This window comes from Litorimonas sp. (assembly GCA_029936425.1).
Classification (GTDB): Bacteria; Pseudomonadota; Alphaproteobacteria; order Caulobacterales; family Maricaulaceae; genus Litorimonas.
Map to the genome: position 1 here is coordinate 183,968 of JAPYSU010000003.1, position 17,613 is coordinate 201,580.

Genomic DNA, 17,613 nt, shown 5'->3' on the forward strand with positions numbered 1-17,613 from the left:
ATCAGACTAAACACGCTCAATGATGGTGGCAGTTGCCATGCCTCCGGCACAACATATTGATTGCAATCCAAGCGTTGCGTCTCGGCGTTCAAGCTCATGCAAAAGCGTAGTCATGATACGGGCACCGCTCGCGCCGAGCGGGTGACCCAGTGCAATAGCGCCGCCATTTACGTTTAGACGGTTTGTGGAAATATTATGCTCCTGCATCCAGATCATGGGTACGGGCGCGAACGCCTCATTCACTTCAAATAGGTCGATGTCATCCGTTGACAAACCTGCCTGGTCCAACACCTTTTGTGTAGCCGCGATAGGGCCCGTCAGCATAAGTGTGGGGTCGGATCCGACTGTCGTCATAGCGCGTAACCGCGCTCGTGGCTTTAGAGCATATTGCCTAAGGGCATTTCCTGACATTAAAACTAAGGCAGAGGCACCGTCGGAAATCTGTGATGCATTGCCAGCACTGATCTTACCATTCTCACGAAACGGAGTTTTCAGGGTAGCGAGCTTTTCAATTGTTGTTCCCGGACGTATCGTTTCATCCTGCGACAAGACCTCTGGTCCCTCATGTTCATACCCTTCATCAATCCAACTTCGGATATCGACGGGCACAATTTCACGGTCAAAATATCCGGATTTTCTGGCTTTTGATGCGCGCGCCTGACTTTCTGCTCCAAATGCATCCAAATCTTGCCGGGACAAATTCCATTTGTCAGCAATTCTTTCGGCGGCTTCTCCCTGGGAGACCATTTCGAATCTGTCCAGCACCGGTTTGCCGAAGGCCTCGCCCATAATGGATCGATTGCTGCCCATCGTGACGCGCGTCATATTCTCTGCGCCGCCTGCAATGACGACATCATGAATGCCTGCTGCGATCATTCCTGCAGCGACATGAACGGCCTCTTCGCCGGATCCACATTTACGGTCGATTGTCAGGCCTGGAATGACTTCAGGCCATCCCGCTGATAACAGGGCGGTACGGGCGATGTTTGCTGATTGCTCTCCGACTTGCGTGACATTTCCCATGATCACATCGTCGACCGCTGCCGCTTCCAGGCCTGTTTTGTCTACCAGGGCCTGGAGTACCACTGCTGCTAAATGATCGGCCCGTATCCCTGAAAAGGCACCCCGATACCTTCCGGTAGGAGTGCGAAGGGCGTCAACGATGAAAACGTCATGTAACCTATTATCATTCATATCATAGACGCTTTAAGCCCGGAACCCGGCACTTTTTTACCGTCGTTATATTGATACACTCCATGACCTGTCTTTCGCCCGTAACGGCCCGCCGCAACCATTTTGATGATGAGAGGGCAGGGTCTAAATTTTTCGCCAAGTGTTGAGTGCAAATATTTTAGAACAGACAATCGGGTATCCCAGCCCGTCATGTCGCCGAGTTCCAGCGGTCCCATCGGGTGATTAAATCCCATTCGCATGGCCGTGTCTATATCTTCAGCTGATGCCGTCCCTTCCTGTAGCATCCACATCGCTTCATTGCCCATCATAGCGGACATCCGGCTGGTTGTGAGCCCGGGTGACTCATTGACGACGATGGAGGTTTTATTGATTGCGTCACAATATTCGCGGGTTTTTACTAAAGTTTGCTCTGAAGTCGCAATCCCCAACACAATCTCAACCAGTTTCATTTTGTGAACCGGGTTAAAGAAATGCATGCCAATAACACGGGAGGGGTCGGCAATAGCTGTGCCAATTTCTGTGACCGATAAAGCTGAAGTATTGGATCCTATCACGCCGGTTTGGCTCATATGTTTTTCAGCGTCTTTTAGGACGGAATGCTTGATCGATAGGTTTTCTGAAACTGTCTCAATGAATAAATCTGAACCTATTGCCGACTCAGATATGTCTGTGGAGAGAGAGAGGTTCTTTATCACGGTGTCAGCGACCGATTGATCTAATTTCCCAATACGTACGCCGCCGTCTAGAACGGCCTGAATCGAGGTTTTAGCACTGTCGAGCTGTTGGTCATTTATATCGAAAAGCCGGGTTTCGAACCCCGATACGGCGAACGCATGGGCGATGCCCCTGCCCATGAGGCCAGCACCAGCGACGGTGACAATCGCATTTTTGGATAATGTCATGTGAAAACCGCTTCAGGCTATAAGAAGATTGATAAATTATGCGTGCCAATAACCGCCATATCGAATACGATTTCGCGTTTGGCGAGTTTCAGCTCTCCCCCAACATCCCGAAGAATATCATTACGGACGTAGCTGACCACTTGCATGTGATCTTCCTCGAATCGGTTACGTGTCAGGAGACCGTTACTCTTGACGGAAAATTCTCCCTTCGTCCCCGTTTCCCAAGCCAAGATGTTGGATACGAAATGCCGGGTTCGGGAAGGCGGGTCTTCCGCCCATGCCGATTTCGTTTGGGTCAGCCGGGCAACCCGCCCCATTAAGGAACCATAGTCTTCATCGAAATGGTTCATTGTATGTACTATGCTTTTATCGTTTTCTGCGCGATCCCGTGAGAGGCGAAGCGGGGCACGGTAAATCAGATCTGTTGCCAGGAATGAAGACCACTCTTCCAAACGCAACTCATCAAGCAGCATGGCCTCAACATATAGCGCTTCTGCGATACGATTGTAGATTTCCGATCCGACTGAAATCCGTTTGGTGTCTTCTGCCGCTAGCGGCTTTAATTGTGCGTTGGCCATAATTCAGGCTCTCCAGTTGCATTTATAAGGTATTTCGGAGTGGAAACTATTCAGCTGTCATCATGTCATAATATCGTAGCCACCAGTTCCACTGGGTGTCATCTTTTGTAAATCCGTCATACGCTTCGGCGGGTCCCGGCCAATCTTTCGGACGAGGTAGCGTATTAACAGCCTGATATTTTAGAGTCATGTTTCGGCCTCTAGGTCCTTTAGCGTTTCGCGTCATATGCGGCCATGTGTCGGAGTCGTCCTGTTCGATCATGCCGGATGTACCTAGCAATCCTGTCGTGACCTTCCGGATTTTGTCCTTCAGATCTTGTGGGGCATCTTTTTCGGCAAATATCCAGTTTGTAAATTCGAGCTTGTCAGGCCCGCGTGGAACATAGGTATGCAGTGATGTTAGACCCAATATCGTGCCGTCTGGCTGCGGTGCGTAGATGAATGCGACCAGAATGTTCGGGAACATGCCGCCCACTTGAGGCGGTTGATCCACGAGTAATGCCAATTGATCATCATCCAGATGTTTCATTAGCTGTGGCATCATCTCTTTTGTGACACCAGGCGGTGGTAGAAGCTCGAGCTTTTCCTCGAGAGACATGTCAGCAAATCCCGCTGCCAGCATTTTGAACTTATTGTCCACCGGCTGACACCGCATCGCATGGCCCGTGCGTGATGTGACTTCAACACCCATCATGGACGCCTCAATATCGCCTTCGTTGAAGCCGGCAAATTCTCCCAGCCATTGATGCAATGTTATGGTGTGATAGCCATCTGCCGCTGCCTGTTCTGACGCTGTTTTCCAGTTGGCATTAATGATAAATCTTTGCGGCGGCCCTAGTGCTTCAAGTCCGCGATCAGTACGGCAAAACAGCATGTCATAATACCACTTCATGTCGCCCAGATATTCTTCGAATGTTTGGCCATCCTTATCGAAATTGGCAAATATCAATCCCCCATAAACTTCAACATTGGCAGTTTCTAATCCGAGTTCTGATTTGGGACGCATTTCGCCGTGCATTTTCTCTTTAGCAACTGGTGCGCCGAGAAAGTCGCCGTTATTCTTGAATGCCCAGCCGTGGTAGATACACTTATGTATCCGTTTGTTTCCCGCCTCAGCCGTGCAAACCCGCATACCTCGATGAGGACATACATTCAGTAAAACATTAATTTCGTCATTCTTGCCGCGGGTCACGATGACTTGATCTGTGCCCATTTCTCGGACCATGAAATCGGATTCGTTAGGTATTTCACTTTCGTGCCCCAGTAAAATCCACGTTTTTGAGAAAATTTTCTCCATCTCTAAATCATAGAGATCTTTATCCGCCATAACCCTCAATTGGACTTCTTGCATATCCAGATTAATCAGGTCGTCAATCGATGTCCCGTCGGGAAGAACAGGTGCGGAACTTTTCGTTGGTTTGGGTACTGTTTTCAACATTTTTCTTCCTTTTGTATATTTACGGACCGGTGCTGCTAAAAATAAATATTGAACAATATTTGCATAAGTGTATGAAAAATGCAATGATGCAAAAAATAAAATTTCGTATTATTCAACATAGCAAGGCATTGGTACATGACAGAAGAAAGTGCAAAGTCAGGAACTTATAAGGTAACAGCTAATCGTGAGCAGTGCTGCGGTTACGGTGTGTGCGCAGAGGTTTGTCCTGAAGTATACGGGCTCGATGAAGACGGGCTCGTGGTTTTGTTAAAAACCGAAATCGGCGAGGATCTTTATGAAACAGCCAGCGAGGGCGCTTATGGCTGCCCGCAATTGGTGCTCAAGGTAGAAAAAATATCAGCTTAGCTGAGAGTTAAAAACATGTCCGAGTTCAAAGGAAAAACGGTTCTTGTTACAGGAACAGGCGGCGGGCTTGGCAGAAATATGGCCGAGCAATTCGCAGGTGCTGGAGCGCATGTTCATGGATGCGATATCAATTCAGAAACGAATGCAGCGACGGCCAGTATGCTGCGTGAGAACAAATTGCTCTTCACCGGAGAAACCGTAGATCTGGGTGTTCCGGAAAGTGTCGCAAATTGGGTAGAGCAGTCTGCTTCGATAAGTGGGAATATTGATATTCTTGTGAATAACGCGTCCGCTGCCCGGTTCAAGTCTATGGACGAAATTTCCATCGAAGACTGGCGTTACACCATTCGAAACGAACTCGATAGTTTGTTTTATACGACGAAATTTTCTTGGCCGTTTTTAAAGAAACGAGGCGGCGTAATCATCAATATCGCATCAGTCGCTGCGCATCATGGGTCCAAAGCGGCCGGGAATACAGCCCACACAGCGACGAAAGGGGCCATCCTTGCCATGACGCGGCAACTGGCCTTGGAAGGGGCGGCCTATAAGATTCGCGCGGTCAGTATAAGTCCTGGTGTTGTGATGACGCCCGGTACAGCACCCATGCTGTCGGACCCTAAAGTCCGCAGCATACTTGAACAAAATATTCCGCTTGGCAGACCAGCGCAGCCCGGTGATATCGTCTCGACCATAATGTTCGCTGCATCAGATGGCGCGCGCTACTGGACAGGATCAGATTTGGTTGTCGACGGCGGAATGATAGCGGGATAAAATTGTAGGAGGAAAAAATGGATTTACGCGGAATAGGGTATATTGGCTTTGAGTCTGCCGACCCGAAAGCTTGGTTGGACTACGGTCCAGATGTATTAGGGATGCAAATTGGCAAAAACCCGGATGGGGATACTGATAGCGTTTATATGCGAATGGATGATCGTCGCTATCGCATCGCGCTGCATAAAGGGCAGGTTGATCGCATGGCCTATATGGGATGGGAAGCCATTGGCCGGCAGGCATTCGAAGATGCTGCGCGCACGCTAAAAAAGCATAAAATCGATTTTGACATGGGTGATGCCGAATTGATCGAGAAACGCGGGGTACGAAATGTTTTGCGGTTCAAAGATCCTGTTGGTTATCAGCATGAAATTTTCTATGGGCAAAAATTCGATCCTGGTACGTTTACACCTGGCCGTCCTCACACCGGTTTTTGCACCGAGGCTCGTGGGTTTTGTCATGCTGTACTGATGACGCCAGACTTCGATAAAATTGATGATTTCATGCAAAATGTTATGGGTATGAAATGGTATGGCTGGGGGGCAGGAAAAGGCAAAACTGGATTTTATCGTTCACGTCACAATGATCAAACAAGCCATGATATTGGATATGGTTTTGCACCCGGACGGATCGGACTGCAGCACATCGGAATATTCGTGAAAAATATTCGTGATGTGGGTGAGACCTATGACCTCGTAAAGGCCAAGCAGTTGCAACTAATGATGACATTGGGGCAGCATACACAGGACCCCCATTTGTCATTCTATCACTTTAGCCCTTCCGGATGGGCGGTTGAAACCATCGCAGAACATGAGCCTTGGCCGGGCGACCCATTTGAATTGAATCCTGAAAAACTATCCATCTGGGGACATGAATTGGTTGGGCCTATTTTGGGACCAAGTGTTATGACCGTCGAAGACATGGCGAAATACGATTCATAGGAAAAAATAATGGGATTATTGGAAGATAAAGTTGCCCTGATAACAGGCGGCGGCGGCGGTATTGGCCGCGGTATTGCCCGGAAATTTATCGAGGAGGGTGCCAAAGTTGTCATTGCCGAAATCAATGAATCATTCGGAAAAAGCACGTTAAAAGAATTGACCGAAGAGCTGAGCGGCGAAGCTCACTACGTCAATGTTGACGTGCGCGAAAAAGATCAGGTTGAGGGAGCAATTGCGACGACGATAGAGAAATTTGGCGGCATCGATATTTTGATCAATAATGCATTCTCCCTGACTGAGAATGTTGGCATCGAAGACAAAACCGATGCGATGCTGGACAGCACAATAAAATCCGGTGTCTGGGCGAATTGGTGGGCAATGAAAGCGGCCCTTCCGAGCATGAAAGCCCGCGGCGGTGGCAAGATTGTCAATTTCTATTCGATAGATGCGCAGGTCGCGGCGTGGAACCATGCTGATTATAATATCACCAAATCAGGGATATTGGGCCTAACGAAAAGCGCAGCAATGGAATGGGGCCGATTTAACATCAATGTTAACGCGATAGCGCCTGCAGCCATGGGCAACGTGTTTCACAAACTGGCTTCTGAAAACCCGGGTTTTGCCGAGGCAGCAGCGGCGCGGAAGCCGCTTTGCAGAAACGGTGATCCAGAGAAAGATATCGCACCTGTTGTCGTGTTCCTTTGCAGCGAAATGTCGAGCTATGTGACTGGCGAACTTATCAATGTTGACGGCGGTCTGCATTTGCCCGGATATAATTCAAAGCCAGGTTCTTAGCTTGGTTTTTCGGGTTTCAGCGTTCCGAGAACCGCCAATCCAATTAAAACCACAGCGAAACCATCCTGCCAGTACAGTTTTTCTTTTAAAAAATATGCCCCAGACAATAGGCCTAAGACGGGTATAAGCGAAATACTCACACTTGAGGCGACAGGACTTAGGGTGCGCGCAATATATGCCCAGGCAGTGTGACAAAATCCGAAAATAATGATTCCGTTGAATAGAATAGCCAAAATGACAGGCATTGAAGGGATAACCCAGTTTGTACGTTCTAAGCCGACGGAAAATGGTAAAATTGCGATCGCTGTAACGACGGTCATCCAGAAGGCGATTGTCAGTATGTTCAGGCTCGTCTCCACCCGTTTTAATTTTTGAGTTCCAAGAGCCCAAGTCGCCGTTGCTCCGAGTAGAGTCAGCGCAGCTAAGGGAGCGCCGGACAAGGCGGTGAACTCTGTGGACAACAAAAAAAGAATACCGATGAACGCTAATCCGATAAATGTATAATGGGCGGTTTTGAATTTTTGACGATATAAGCTGGCTCCCCACAATGCGGAAAACACCGGCATAGTATATCCGATGACGGCTGCGCGACCCGAATTTAAATGGGGTAGGGCAACCATCAAAAGAACGTGCCAGACAGCCATGTTCAATATCCCCAGTATTAAAATCATCCCCCATTCATGTCTGGGAACATAGAAAGATATTTTCTTGATTATGTAATATGCTGCTAACGTCAAAATGCCGACAATTATGGAAAGTCCCCGGAAGGTCATGGCCGGATAATTGGTGACAGCCATTTTCATAACTGGCCAGTTTACGCCCCAGAAAAGAGTGATAAAGACAAGTAGCAATACTTGTTTACGGGTAACCCCTGCGTGGGTCTCGATGGACACGTCTTTGCTTACAGCTTTAGAAGCTTTATCGCATTTGCGCTTCGAATCTTTTCGGCGTCCTGATTAGATAAATCCAGTCCTGCAGTTGGATCGCCAAAGTCGTAAGCGCCTCCAAAATTTGTTCCGTGCACGATGTTGTCAACTCCAACTAAATCAATGACGGCTTTGCGAAGGGTCGTTGCGTGGACATCTAAATCAAACCAGAATTTATCAAGATATTCTGTAACGGGTTTCTTATTGCGCGCGTCAGGGGCCATTGACTTGTTGAGTGCGTTCAGTCGTCCCAATTGGAAGAGGGACATTCCCCCGGCATGAGTTATATAAGTTTTCAAGTTTGGGAATTCATCGAGCGCGCCGCCACAGATTAAATACCAGAAAAAGAGACTTTCATCGTAACAATCGCCTAAGATTGATGTCGTTTCAAAGAGGTCACTGGTATGATCATCGCCGAGCCAAATTGACTGGTTATAACCATGAACCATAATCGGCACATCCAGTTCCGTCACTTTCTCCCAAACTTGGAAAAGCTCAGGACTATGGGCTTCCAATCCGTTGAAGTTTGCGCCGCCGACACAGACGCCTTTCGCACCCAAATTCCGGACTGCATGATCGATTTGTTTTACAGCAGCTGTTGGATCGGCAAGGTTGGCATGAGCCCAAAACGCAAAGTGTTCAGGATCTTTTGCGCAGTAGTTTGATAGCTCTTGATTGCAAAGATCGGCATATTCATTGCCAAAGTCTCCTGCCCAATACATGAATGCGTGCGAAGGAATTGATACGACAATTTTATCAACATTCCGGTCAGCCATTAGCTTGCGGCGACTTTCATGTCTCATTTTTGTAAGGAGCTTCTCGGTGGCTTCTTCGTCAGTTCCCGACATCGGTTGTGATGTGCCGAGGCAAAAGTGACCGACGGTAAACCCATTGGTCGTCATAAAGGGCCCCCAAAACTCATGAACGTTCATCATGCCAGGAGTGATCATATGAGCGTGGATATCAATTAACATGTCGAGGCCTTAGCTTAAAATTTTCTGAGTTTTTCGGGTAGCCATTCACCGACACCGACATTAAATTGCCAGACATCAGTTCGCGCATAGACACCGGTTTTATCGAAGGGGTCCAGTGATGCGAATGCCCTTGCGTTCTCAAGGCTGTTTGCCTGGATAATCATGGCGCTACCTAAAGCATCAGCATTCGGGTCGTGACGAATAGCACCGCCGACACAAAATCGGTGCTTATTTTCTACGGTATATTTGATGTGGGCGTCCATCGCGGCTAGGCGTTTTTCTGCGCTATCATCAGCGTCAGTCCGGACTATAAGAAAGTAGCTCTGGGTCATGCTTTAAGGCCTGGATACAAATTAAATATGCAAATTAATTTCGCCCTGTTCCGCTTGGCGGCGCTTGCCTTCTTCAACCAATTCTTTCTTCAAGGTTGGATAGTAAGCAATCTGGCCTTGCATGCCGCCAGCAACGTCTATTGACGCAGCGCTAACAAAACTAGCCAGGTCGCTACCTAAAAAAAGCGCGATGTTTGCGACTTCTTCAGGTTGTCCCAGCCGCCCTAAGGGTACGGGTTTGGTGACCATTTCATAAAATTCTTCACGACTGATGGTATCAGGCATCTCCTTAAAATGCCGCTCCCATTGGCCGGTATCTATCCATCCCATATTCAGTGTGTTGACCAAAATCCCATCTTTCGCCAAGGCTTGCCCAAGGGATTTTGATAAGGCAATCCCTGCAGCGCGATTGGAAACGGTGGTAAATCCGGCCCCAGGAATTTGTACACCATTCAGCGCATTTATATTTATAATCCGTCCCCATTTTTGTTCGCGCATATATGGGGCACAGGCTTGTACAAATCGAAAATGAGCGACCTGAAGGTTATTGGCGTGGTCAAGAATATCTTCGGGTTGCAGCGTTTCAAGTGAACCCACGCGTCCTTGCCCCGCATTATTCACCAGGACATCCACTCCGCCCCATTTCTCTGCAACGGTTTTGACGAAACTGCGAACTTGTTCAGTGTCGGAAACATCGACCGGCAAAGCGATCACATCCTGGGCACCGTCTTTCAGGAGTTTATCTCCAGCCTTCTGGATTGCACTTTCCGTGCGGGCACAGATTGCGACTTTCGCACCATCTTTGGCATAGGCAGTCGCTATGGCGTTCCCGATACCGCGTGAAGCCCCGGTCACGATGACGCGTTTTCCTGTTACGTCTATGTTCATCTTTTATCCTTCTAAGGCTGTTTCGTGAAAGGTGGATTGCGAAGCAAAAGTGCCGATTTTATCCCATAGCTGGGTGCGTGTTGCCGCGAAATTATGATTGTGAGCTGAGCCGGCAAGCAATGTTAAATCTACGGATTGAGCGTTTCGATAGAATTTTGGCTCATCTTTTGGCTGAGGGGAAATATCCACCTCGCCAAATGCTAAAAAAACAGGGCATTTGATATTCGCAGCTTCCTTTGAAACAATTCCAGACTGCACGGCTTGCTGCGCAAATGGGGAGGGCGTCAGGGACGCACGAGTATCATCCTGTTCTATTAAGTTTGATGGCACGTCCGGTAAATGAAAGAGCGGGCGCATGAGTCCTCGATCTGTCGGCGCATAGTGCGCTTTATCAGCGTTTAAATCAGGTTCACTCGATCCGAGGCTTAACCCGATATTTGTCCACCCAAGAACACCAATTCGATCAAACGTCGCAAATTTGGCTTGCTGCTCCACCACGGCCATACCTCCCATAGAATGGCCAAGGCCCACGATTTTCGGCCGCTTGTCCATATCTTCCAGAACCGATTGAACTGCCGCGTGGTTAAAAGCTGCAATGCTTGATTTATCCAGCAAGCTCACTTCTTCCGGCTTGTCGCTTTCGCCCATACCCAAATGATCCAAAGTCAGGACCATAAATCCCTTGCCCGCCATATAATTGGCAAAATTATATCCCTTAAAATCATCAAATTCGGCTTGGAAGTAAAAGCGGCTATAGCTTCCGCCCGGCAAACAAACCAACAGTGTATTTTTCTTGTTGGTTGCGGGTTTCGTCAATGTACCCGCAATTCGTTTTGTGCCGAGGGCGGGATTGCCGCCATCGACGCTAAGCCTTAACTCTCGGACATCGAGTCGTGCCATGCTACAAAGCAGACTCCGCACTGGCGGCAGCGAACATCCGATTAATATCGCCGGAGGTGACAATGCGCTCGCCTTGCCCTTCGGGCGCGGCTCCGCCCATACCCGGCCGGGGAAGAATTTCAACATGTTCGGCCTGCTTACGCAGTGCAGCTACTGTTGCATCTTCTTTATTAGTGTATTTGAAGGCATCAAATGAATATTCGCGCATCGTATTGAGATGGGTGATTTTATTAATTTGCTCATCAGTCAAATGTTTGAGGCTTTCCCAAGCTGATTCAGGGGAATTTGGCCATGTGCAATCCGAGTGCGGGTAATCACATTCCCAATGCACGAGATTTTCATTCATCATGTCGAGATTTTTGAGGCCGTAAATGTCTTCAATAAAACACGTAATGACGTGGCGTTTAAAAATATCACTCGGCTGTTCATCGCCGAAGGTCGCGTGGGTCCACGCTTCATGATGTTTATTCGTGAAGTCCGCACGTTCCAATAGATATGGCACCCAGCCAATACCGCCCTCGGACAGGGCCATGCGCAGGTCCGGATATCGCTTCCACATGGGGGCCCATATCCAGTCTGCCGCACTGTTAGCAATCGAAATTGGCATGGATGTAATCCATGCATCAATGGGACTTTCATCGGACGCATGCGGAGCATGGGTTCCAGTGCCGATATGGCAGTTAATCACGACTTTATTGTCAGCACAGACTTTCCACAGCGGTTCCCAATATTCGTTATGAATAGAGGGAAACCCGAGCTTGGCTGGGTTGTCCGGGAAGGTGATGGCATGCACGCCGTTTTTGACGTGTTTTTCAATTTCAGCGACCGCCGCTTTCATATCCCATAGCGGGATCATGATCATCGGAATAAAGCGGCCTGGAGCGGCGCCGCACCAGTCCTCAACATGCCAGTCATTATAAGCTTGCATGGCCGCGAGAGACACATCACGTTCCGGGTGCGCTTGAAATTTCTGCCCTGCAAACCCCGGAAATGTTGGAAAACAGAGGGACGCCAAAACGCCATTAGCGCTCATGTCGTCGACACGGTCTGTGACGTTGTACGTCCCCGCGCGCATATGCTCGTATGACAGCGGCTCCATTCCGTATTCTTCTTTAGGGCGTCCAACAACTGAATTGAGCCCCATATATCCCCAAGCGCGTCCCTCAAACATCCAGACGTCGCGTCCGTCGATATGTTTGTTAATGGGTCCGCGCCCCTTAAACCCGGCCGGCATATGGCGTTCAAATGCACCGCGGGGTTCAATTGCGTGGTCGTCAACGCTTATCAAGATCATGTCATCAAGTTTCATCGGGAGGCCTCTTCGTTTGTAAAAACTGCTACGAATATATTTTTCATAGTTTGATTGCTAAGTTGGTTTGGATTTATTATACATAAATTGAAATAGTGTTCAACTAAAAAGGGGATGTCATGGTAAATTGTCTCGATGGGAAGGTTGCAATCGTTACAGGCGGTGCGGGCGGGATTGGTGCAGCGTCAGTTAAAACCCTTGCGAAACAAGGTGCGAAGGTTGCCGTTATCGACTTGGATCTCAAAAGCGCGGAAAGCGTATGCGAGGCCGTAAATGCCGATGGCGGAAAGGCTATTGCTGTGGAAGCGGATATTGCGGATGAATCGTCGGTTATAGCGATGGTTGAACAAGTCTCGACCTCTTTTGGCCGGATCGATGTTCTGTACAATAACGCGGCAGCTTTGGGTTTTGACATGCAGCAGCATGACGGCGCGGTAGCTGACATGCCTGTTGAAACTTGGGATAAGGCAATGGCCGTTAATCTACGGGGTCCTATGCTTTGTGCCAAGCATGCCATTCCGGTGATGCTGTCTCAGAACGGCGGCAACATTATTAATGCCTCTTCAGGAATGGGCGTGCAGGGCGAGGTCACCCGATCAGCCTATGCGGCCTCAAAAGCCGCAATAATTATGTTGACGAAATCTATCGCGGCACAATACGGGCATAAGGGCGTTCGTGCCAATGCTATACAGATTGGATACCTTCCTCCGCCGCCCGGCTCGAAAAAAACCACCCCGCCGCAAGTATCAAAAATTCTCGCCGCTCACCACCTGATCCCCTATGATTTAACAGCTCAACATATCGCTGATGTTGTCTTGTTTTTAGCATCAGAACAATCGGCGGCTCTGACTGGATCCTTGATTGTGGCGGATGGTGGTTTTTCTGCACATACGCCTTCAATGAATGAAATCAATGAATTTGTGCGCTCAGTCGGGCAGAACAGTATTTAGGAGACTTTATGGATCTAACAAACATCGAGGTCCCAAACCATGTCCCTCCGGATCTGGTCATAGATTTTGACCTCTGGGATTATATAGCCGAAGCTAAAACCGACGCATACAAATGTGCGGCGGCGTTGCATGAAACGATGCCCGATATATTTTACGCTCGAAAAATAGGGTATTTGCCGGGTTGTTGGGTGCCGCGCAGAAACGAAACGCTCCGACGTATCGTCAGAGATCCTGCAACGTTTTCCAGTCGGGAAGGTACCCCTTTTGCCGCAATGCTGGGCGAAAATTGGAAACTGATACCCTTAGAGATAGACCCGCCCGAACATGGTAAGTACCGCCTTCTTTTGAATGAATTTTTCAATAGTAAAGCAGTAAAAGCCCTAGAGCCGAATATGCGTCAAACGTCTGAGGCGTTAATTAATCGAGTAAAAGATCAGGGTTTTTGCGATTTTAACGCTGATTTTTCATCTCAATTTCCCACATTGGTTTTCTTGCGAATGATGGGTTGGCCTGAGAAGCATGTCACAAAATTCGTAGGGTGGGTTAACACGCTTATTAAAAGTCAGGATATGCAGGTCGTTCACGGCGTTCTCGTCGAAATCGTCACATATTTGCGCAGCGTTATAGATGCCCGGCGCACAAATCCTGAAGATGACCTGACCAGTTACGTGTTGTCCTGCGAAATTGATGGGCGACCTTTATCCGAAGATGAAGTCATTGGGATATGTTTTCTGATCTTCATAGGGGGACTTGATACGGTTACTTCGTCCTTCAATTTTCATTACTACCATTTGGCCAAACATCCTGAACTGCAATCACAGCTACGCAAAGACCCTGACTTAATACCCAGTGCTGTCGAAGAGCTATTAAGGGCACATGCGGTCACAAATATGCGCCGCGTTGTGACCCGGGATGTTGAAATTGACGGGGTCCAAATGAAGAAAGGTGATTATGTACTGATTTCTTTGGAGCTGGCCAATCTTGATGCTGAAGCCTTTGAGTGCCCGATGAAAGTAGACATTATGCGCGCCGATGCCCGCAAACATATGACATTCTCTACAGGTCCGCATTTGTGTATCGGAGCCTTACTCGCTCGCCGTGAATTGTGTATCGCTTTGGAAACATGGTTGAGCATGGTGCCGAAATTTCGAGTCGAGAATGAAGACAAAATTATCGTACGATGCGGCGGGGTTTTCGGGCTTGAAAATTTAACGATTGCGTGGAATTGACGTATGTGAATGTAATATGCATCTCTTTGATATATTTTAGACAATGACGTGACCAAGAATCATTAAGCGGAGGACCGAAAAATTCCAAAATCGAAAGAGAAAGCATCAGACGCTGTAAAGGTTCGCGTTCGTGCAGCTCCGGGAATGGAGCCAAGCCGAACAGATCACAGGTCTGAACGTACGGTCGAAGACATCATGAATGCGACCTTTGCTGTTTTAATGGAAAAAGGATCTGAAAGCCTTTCCATACGAGCAGTCTGTGAGGAAGCAGGAATATCTCGCGGAACGCTCTATAGGTATTTTGCGTCAAAGGAAGAATTGATTGAAGCGGCGACCCTGCATTTGCGCCATCAGACTGATAAGCGCGTTGCGGAAGCCGTAGGCGGGATCGATAGTCCGAGAAAGCGGTTCGAAGCCTTTCTGGATTACACGCTGGAAAACATTGAATCTGTCGAATCACGCCGTTTGTTGCGAACAGAACCCGAATTTTTACTTAAGTATTTTCGCGAAAATTTTGATCATTTTAAGCAGCGAATTGATGTTGCCTTGGCGCCGGTTTATGATTCTTGGGACGAAGAGTTGGACGGCGGCCTGGATCGTGACCTTGTCTCTGAAATGTTTGTCAGGTTTGCTTTGAGTGAGACACTTATCCCTACTGCGAATAGAGGCGAAGACTTGCCGCGAAGAGCACGGAAGATGCTCAAACTGATTACCAAGTAGGTGTTTATTTAGGCATTTGTGTGTAGCGGATTGAGAATAGCTTCTATTACGAAATCGACGGCATAAGACCGCCATTTAATAAGTCCTTCGTCTGAATTCGTATCAAACTCTAAAATTGAAGACAGCATATAGGTATTGGTAAAACCTCCGCTGACGATCAATGATGCCATGGCTAGGAAATACCGAGGATCGACATCAGCTCGGAAGATGCCCTTTTCTTGTCCACTTTTTAAAATAGGCTGGATTTTAGAGACGAGGGCCGGGGCCATGTCTGGAAATTTCGAGTTCTCTGCTTCAGTTTCATTGTGAAATGCTATTGCCTCTTGAGCGATATTTGCGAGATTTGGATCGTCTCTGTATTGATCGAACATAAGGTTCAGAAAAGCACGCATGGCATTTTCAGGCTCTTCTGGATCCAAATCTATTCCGAGCAGCCCAGAAAAAATGCGGTCGGTGCGCTCATCGAGGACTGCGGAAAACAAGTTTTTTTTACTATCGAAATAATGATAAAGAAGTTGTTTCGTGACACCTGCGCGCGCCGCGATATTGTCCATGCGTGAACCAGTGATTCCGTTCTCCGAAAATTCCCAGCGAGCGGCGCGAATAATCCGGTGAATAGTTTCGGCTTTCCCTGTAAGCGGCTCCGCTTTTTGGCTCATAATTGCATCCATTTTGTTCGGCAATTATCAGGTTCATTTGACTGTCAGTCAAACGATATTCCCCAACTCCACACGCCCTTGTGCTATGTGTGCCTCAATCAACAAACCCGCGCTATTGCGGGGAACATAAAACATTTCGGGGAAGACTATATGAGCCAAAATTCGGTTGATAAGCACTTCGACGTTGCCATTGTTGGGGGCGGACATAATGGTCTTGCGTCAGCATGTTACCTGGCGGCCGATGGAAAAAAAATCATCGTTCTGGAACGCACCGAAAAAGTTGGCGGTATGGCAGCCTCGGATTATCTGATACCAGAGGCCCCGAATCATCTCGTCCATTCCTGCGCATTGGAACTCGCAAGTTGGCAGGGAAGTCCTGTCGGCACCGACCTCAAACTCGCTGAGCATGGTCTCGAAGTCATTCCGTCTGACCCGGCCTATGCCTACCTGCACGACGATGGCTCGTCGATTTGCTTTTTTCGTGACATTCCCCGCACTTGTGGCGAAATGGCAAAATATTCCAAAAAAGATGCTGCCGCCTATGGTCAATTTGTTGGGGACTTATTCAAAATGGCCGCAACGATCGGACCGATGATGAAAGCAGATCCTGCGCGTCCGGGCCTGAGAACAATTTGGGAAACTTTGAAGGCGGCCCGCAAATTCAAGAGTGATAGAGACGAAATATTGAACCTCTTGACCAATCACGCATTGTCCATCGTCGAAGAACGCTTTGAGCATCCGGCGGTTCAAGCAGCCGTTCTGGGGTTTGCTGGAGGTGCCGGTCCAGTAACCCGTGATAGTTCGGGTCTGGGATTTATGTTGCTGGTTCTACTCCATTCTACAGGTATGGCAAGGGTTCGCGGCGGTATGGCTAAAGTACCGGAGGCGATGGCGTCACGGTTGAAATCATTGGGCGGGGAAATACGTACCAGTGCCGACGTAGAAGAAATTGTTTCCGACGACGGAACTGTCAGAGGCGTAATTTTGAAAGGCGGTGAGTTTATTGGGGCCAAGGCCGTCATTGGTGCGTGTCATCCGAAAGTCGTTCTTAACTTGGTGACGGAAGGGCAGGTCGAACGCAAATATCTCAGACGAGTCGATAATACACCTTGCGCACAACATGGCTCATCTCCTTTCAAAATAGATGTCGCCTTGAAAGGGAAAGCCGTATTTGAGCACCATCAGAGAGAACGCAAGGATGATGTGAATCTGGGACTGCCCACGACAATGATGGGGTCGGTAGAGACTATCGTTGAAAACTTTGACGCGGCAGCCCGAGGAGAATTGCCAAAGGACCCGTATTGTTGGTGGACTGTCCCGTCAGTTGCCGATCCAAGTCAAGCCCCGGATGGACAGGATGTATTATATATTTACCCGGCAGCTTTCCCAGTAAGGCCACGAGATGGGTGGGATGCCGTTCGCGGCCCCGCGGTAGATCTGGTCATGGACTGGACCCGTAACGTTATCCCAAATATTGACGTTCTCGAAATCGGGAGACGCGTAGAGACATCGGATCAACTGGAAGAACGGCTCAATGTTCCTGGAGGCTCATATGTGCATATAGACGTCTCCATTTTACGGAGTGCCATGATGCGGCCAGCTGCTGGTCTCTCAGGAGAACTTCCCATTAAAGGCCTGTTTTTCGGGAATGCCGGAGCGCCTCCTGGTGGCGGGGTCTCAGGCCAGCCTGGCCGGATTGCCGCGGCTCGCGTTAAACGTTTTTTGAAATAGGAGAGAGACG

19 protein-coding genes are annotated in these 17,613 nt (G+C 48.5%); 8 read left to right on the top strand and 11 right to left on the bottom strand.

The window, feature by feature from the left end; translation table 11 throughout:
* Positions 1-6: 6 nt before the first annotated feature.
* From ACN0IC_RS04125 to ACN0IC_RS04140, 4 genes are read right to left on the bottom strand one after another with little or no spacing between them, the layout of a single operon-like run.
* Positions 7-1,194, bottom strand: coding sequence for a thiolase family protein (locus tag ACN0IC_RS04125; RefSeq protein ID WP_416877492.1), 1,188 nt, complete (start codon positions 1,192-1,194; stop codon positions 7-9).
* Entirely contained in the window at positions 1,191-2,096 is a 906-nt protein-coding gene (locus ACN0IC_RS04130; RefSeq protein ID WP_416877493.1) for a 3-hydroxyacyl-CoA dehydrogenase, read from the bottom strand. Before ACN0IC_RS04130 ends, ACN0IC_RS04125 begins: the two co-directional genes overlap by 4 nt.
* 17 nt (positions 2,097-2,113) lie before the next feature.
* On the bottom strand, positions 2,114-2,674 hold the full coding sequence (locus ACN0IC_RS04135) for an aromatic-ring-hydroxylating dioxygenase subunit beta (protein WP_416877494.1): 561 nt from the start codon (positions 2,672-2,674) through the stop codon (positions 2,114-2,116).
* 46 nt (positions 2,675-2,720) lie between these two features.
* Positions 2,721-4,112: an aromatic ring-hydroxylating dioxygenase subunit alpha gene (locus tag ACN0IC_RS04140; RefSeq protein ID WP_416877495.1), complete on the bottom strand. Its 1,392-nt coding sequence runs from the start codon at positions 4,110-4,112 to the stop codon at positions 2,721-2,723.
* A 135-nt stretch (positions 4,113-4,247) separates the two neighbouring features.
* Between ACN0IC_RS04140 and ACN0IC_RS04145 the strand changes: the two genes are divergently transcribed.
* Genes ACN0IC_RS04145 through ACN0IC_RS04160 form a run of 4 tightly spaced genes read left to right on the top strand, consistent with a single transcriptional unit; the run spans position 4,248 to position 6,985 of the window.
* A complete protein-coding gene (locus ACN0IC_RS04145; protein WP_416877496.1) occupies positions 4,248-4,478 on the top strand; it encodes a ferredoxin in 231 nt (76 codons plus the stop codon).
* Positions 4,479-4,493: 15 nt separating this feature from the next.
* The gene (locus ACN0IC_RS04150) at positions 4,494-5,249 is read left to right on the top strand and encodes an SDR family NAD(P)-dependent oxidoreductase (RefSeq protein WP_416877497.1); all 756 of its coding nucleotides are present in this window, start codon (positions 4,494-4,496) and stop codon (positions 5,247-5,249) included.
* 17 nt (positions 5,250-5,266) lie between these two features.
* A complete protein-coding gene (locus ACN0IC_RS04155) occupies positions 5,267-6,190 on the top strand; it encodes a VOC family protein (protein WP_416877498.1) in 924 nt (307 codons plus the stop codon).
* Positions 6,191-6,199: 9 nt separating this feature from the next.
* On the top strand, positions 6,200-6,985 hold the full coding sequence (locus ACN0IC_RS04160; protein WP_416877499.1) for an SDR family NAD(P)-dependent oxidoreductase: 786 nt from the start codon (positions 6,200-6,202) through the stop codon (positions 6,983-6,985).
* Here the strand turns inward: ACN0IC_RS04160 and ACN0IC_RS04165 are convergent.
* From ACN0IC_RS04165 to ACN0IC_RS04190, 6 genes are read right to left on the bottom strand one after another with little or no spacing between them, the layout of a single operon-like run.
* A complete protein-coding gene (locus ACN0IC_RS04165; RefSeq protein WP_416877500.1) occupies positions 6,982-7,878 on the bottom strand; it encodes a DMT family transporter in 897 nt (298 codons plus the stop codon). The genes ACN0IC_RS04160 and ACN0IC_RS04165 overlap by 4 nt on opposite strands.
* A gap of 8 nt (positions 7,879-7,886) precedes the next feature.
* Positions 7,887-8,885: an amidohydrolase family protein gene (locus ACN0IC_RS04170; protein WP_416877501.1), complete on the bottom strand. Its 999-nt coding sequence runs from the start codon at positions 8,883-8,885 to the stop codon at positions 7,887-7,889.
* Between the two features lie 14 nt (positions 8,886-8,899).
* Positions 8,900-9,217, bottom strand: a complete 318-nt coding sequence (locus ACN0IC_RS04175; protein WP_416877502.1) for a YciI family protein — start codon at positions 9,215-9,217, stop codon at positions 8,900-8,902.
* A 21-nt stretch (positions 9,218-9,238) separates the two neighbouring features.
* Positions 9,239-10,105, bottom strand: a complete 867-nt coding sequence (locus tag ACN0IC_RS04180) for an SDR family oxidoreductase (RefSeq protein WP_416877503.1) — start codon at positions 10,103-10,105, stop codon at positions 9,239-9,241.
* Between the two features lie 3 nt (positions 10,106-10,108).
* On the bottom strand, positions 10,109-11,005 hold the full coding sequence (locus ACN0IC_RS04185) for an alpha/beta hydrolase (RefSeq protein ID WP_416877504.1): 897 nt from the start codon (positions 11,003-11,005) through the stop codon (positions 10,109-10,111).
* A gap of 1 nt (position 11,006) precedes the next feature.
* Positions 11,007-12,314 (bottom strand): amidohydrolase family protein, encoded by a 1,308-nt coding sequence (locus ACN0IC_RS04190; RefSeq protein WP_416877505.1) that lies wholly within the window; start codon positions 12,312-12,314, stop codon positions 11,007-11,009.
* 119 nt (positions 12,315-12,433) lie between these two features.
* Between ACN0IC_RS04190 and ACN0IC_RS04195 the strand changes: the two genes are divergently transcribed.
* From ACN0IC_RS04195 to ACN0IC_RS04205, 3 genes are all read left to right on the top strand, one after another.
* Entirely contained in the window at positions 12,434-13,264 is an 831-nt protein-coding gene (locus ACN0IC_RS04195; RefSeq protein ID WP_416877506.1) for an SDR family NAD(P)-dependent oxidoreductase, read from the top strand.
* An 8-nt stretch (positions 13,265-13,272) separates the two neighbouring features.
* Positions 13,273-14,493, top strand: a complete 1,221-nt coding sequence (locus ACN0IC_RS04200) for a cytochrome P450 (RefSeq protein WP_416877507.1) — start codon at positions 13,273-13,275, stop codon at positions 14,491-14,493.
* A 144-nt stretch (positions 14,494-14,637) separates the two neighbouring features.
* Entirely contained in the window at positions 14,638-15,213 is a 576-nt protein-coding gene (locus ACN0IC_RS04205; RefSeq protein ID WP_416877508.1) for a TetR/AcrR family transcriptional regulator, read from the top strand.
* Between the two features lie 8 nt (positions 15,214-15,221).
* On the opposite strand, the gene ACN0IC_RS04210 is transcribed toward ACN0IC_RS04205, so the two are convergent.
* A complete protein-coding gene (locus tag ACN0IC_RS04210; protein WP_416877509.1) occupies positions 15,222-15,872 on the bottom strand; it encodes a TetR/AcrR family transcriptional regulator in 651 nt (216 codons plus the stop codon).
* Between the two features lie 150 nt (positions 15,873-16,022).
* Here ACN0IC_RS04210 and ACN0IC_RS04215 point away from each other — a divergent pair, with 150 nt between their 5' ends.
* On the top strand, positions 16,023-17,603 hold the full coding sequence (locus tag ACN0IC_RS04215) for a phytoene desaturase family protein (RefSeq protein ID WP_416877510.1): 1,581 nt from the start codon (positions 16,023-16,025) through the stop codon (positions 17,601-17,603).
* Positions 17,604-17,613 lie beyond the last annotated feature (10 nt).

Bases quoted from the DNA above. Each gene is read 5' to 3' on its own strand.
- ACN0IC_RS04125 (WP_416877492.1), bottom strand. From the start codon at position 1,194: ATGAATGATAATAGGTTACATGACGTTTTCATCGTTGACGCCCTTCGC.
- ACN0IC_RS04130 (WP_416877493.1), bottom strand. From the start codon at position 2,096: ATGACATTATCCAAAAATGCGATTGTCACCGTCGCTGGTGCTGGCCTC.
- ACN0IC_RS04135 (WP_416877494.1), bottom strand. From the start codon at position 2,674: ATGGCCAACGCACAATTAAAGCCGCTAGCGGCAGAAGACACCAAACGG.
- ACN0IC_RS04140 (WP_416877495.1), bottom strand. From the start codon at position 4,112: ATGTTGAAAACAGTACCCAAACCAACGAAAAGTTCCGCACCTGTTCTT.
- ACN0IC_RS04145 (WP_416877496.1), top strand. From the start codon at position 4,248: ATGACAGAAGAAAGTGCAAAGTCAGGAACTTATAAGGTAACAGCTAAT.
- ACN0IC_RS04150 (WP_416877497.1), top strand. From the start codon at position 4,494: ATGTCCGAGTTCAAAGGAAAAACGGTTCTTGTTACAGGAACAGGCGGC.
- ACN0IC_RS04155 (WP_416877498.1), top strand. From the start codon at position 5,267: ATGGATTTACGCGGAATAGGGTATATTGGCTTTGAGTCTGCCGACCCG.
- ACN0IC_RS04160 (WP_416877499.1), top strand. From the start codon at position 6,200: ATGGGATTATTGGAAGATAAAGTTGCCCTGATAACAGGCGGCGGCGGC.
- ACN0IC_RS04170 (WP_416877501.1), bottom strand. From the start codon at position 8,885: ATGTTAATTGATATCCACGCTCATATGATCACTCCTGGCATGATGAAC.
- ACN0IC_RS04175 (WP_416877502.1), bottom strand. From the start codon at position 9,217: ATGACCCAGAGCTACTTTCTTATAGTCCGGACTGACGCTGATGATAGC.
- ACN0IC_RS04180 (WP_416877503.1), bottom strand. From the start codon at position 10,105: ATGAACATAGACGTAACAGGAAAACGCGTCATCGTGACCGGGGCTTCA.
- ACN0IC_RS04185 (WP_416877504.1), bottom strand. From the start codon at position 11,005: ATGGCACGACTCGATGTCCGAGAGTTAAGGCTTAGCGTCGATGGCGGC.
- ACN0IC_RS04190 (WP_416877505.1), bottom strand. From the start codon at position 12,314: ATGAAACTTGATGACATGATCTTGATAAGCGTTGACGACCACGCAATT.
- ACN0IC_RS04195 (WP_416877506.1), top strand. From the start codon at position 12,434: ATGGTAAATTGTCTCGATGGGAAGGTTGCAATCGTTACAGGCGGTGCG.
- ACN0IC_RS04200 (WP_416877507.1), top strand. From the start codon at position 13,273: ATGGATCTAACAAACATCGAGGTCCCAAACCATGTCCCTCCGGATCTG.
- ACN0IC_RS04205 (WP_416877508.1), top strand. From the start codon at position 14,638: ATGGAGCCAAGCCGAACAGATCACAGGTCTGAACGTACGGTCGAAGAC.
- ACN0IC_RS04210 (WP_416877509.1), bottom strand. From the start codon at position 15,872: ATGAGCCAAAAAGCGGAGCCGCTTACAGGGAAAGCCGAAACTATTCAC.
- ACN0IC_RS04215 (WP_416877510.1), top strand. From the start codon at position 16,023: ATGAGCCAAAATTCGGTTGATAAGCACTTCGACGTTGCCATTGTTGGG.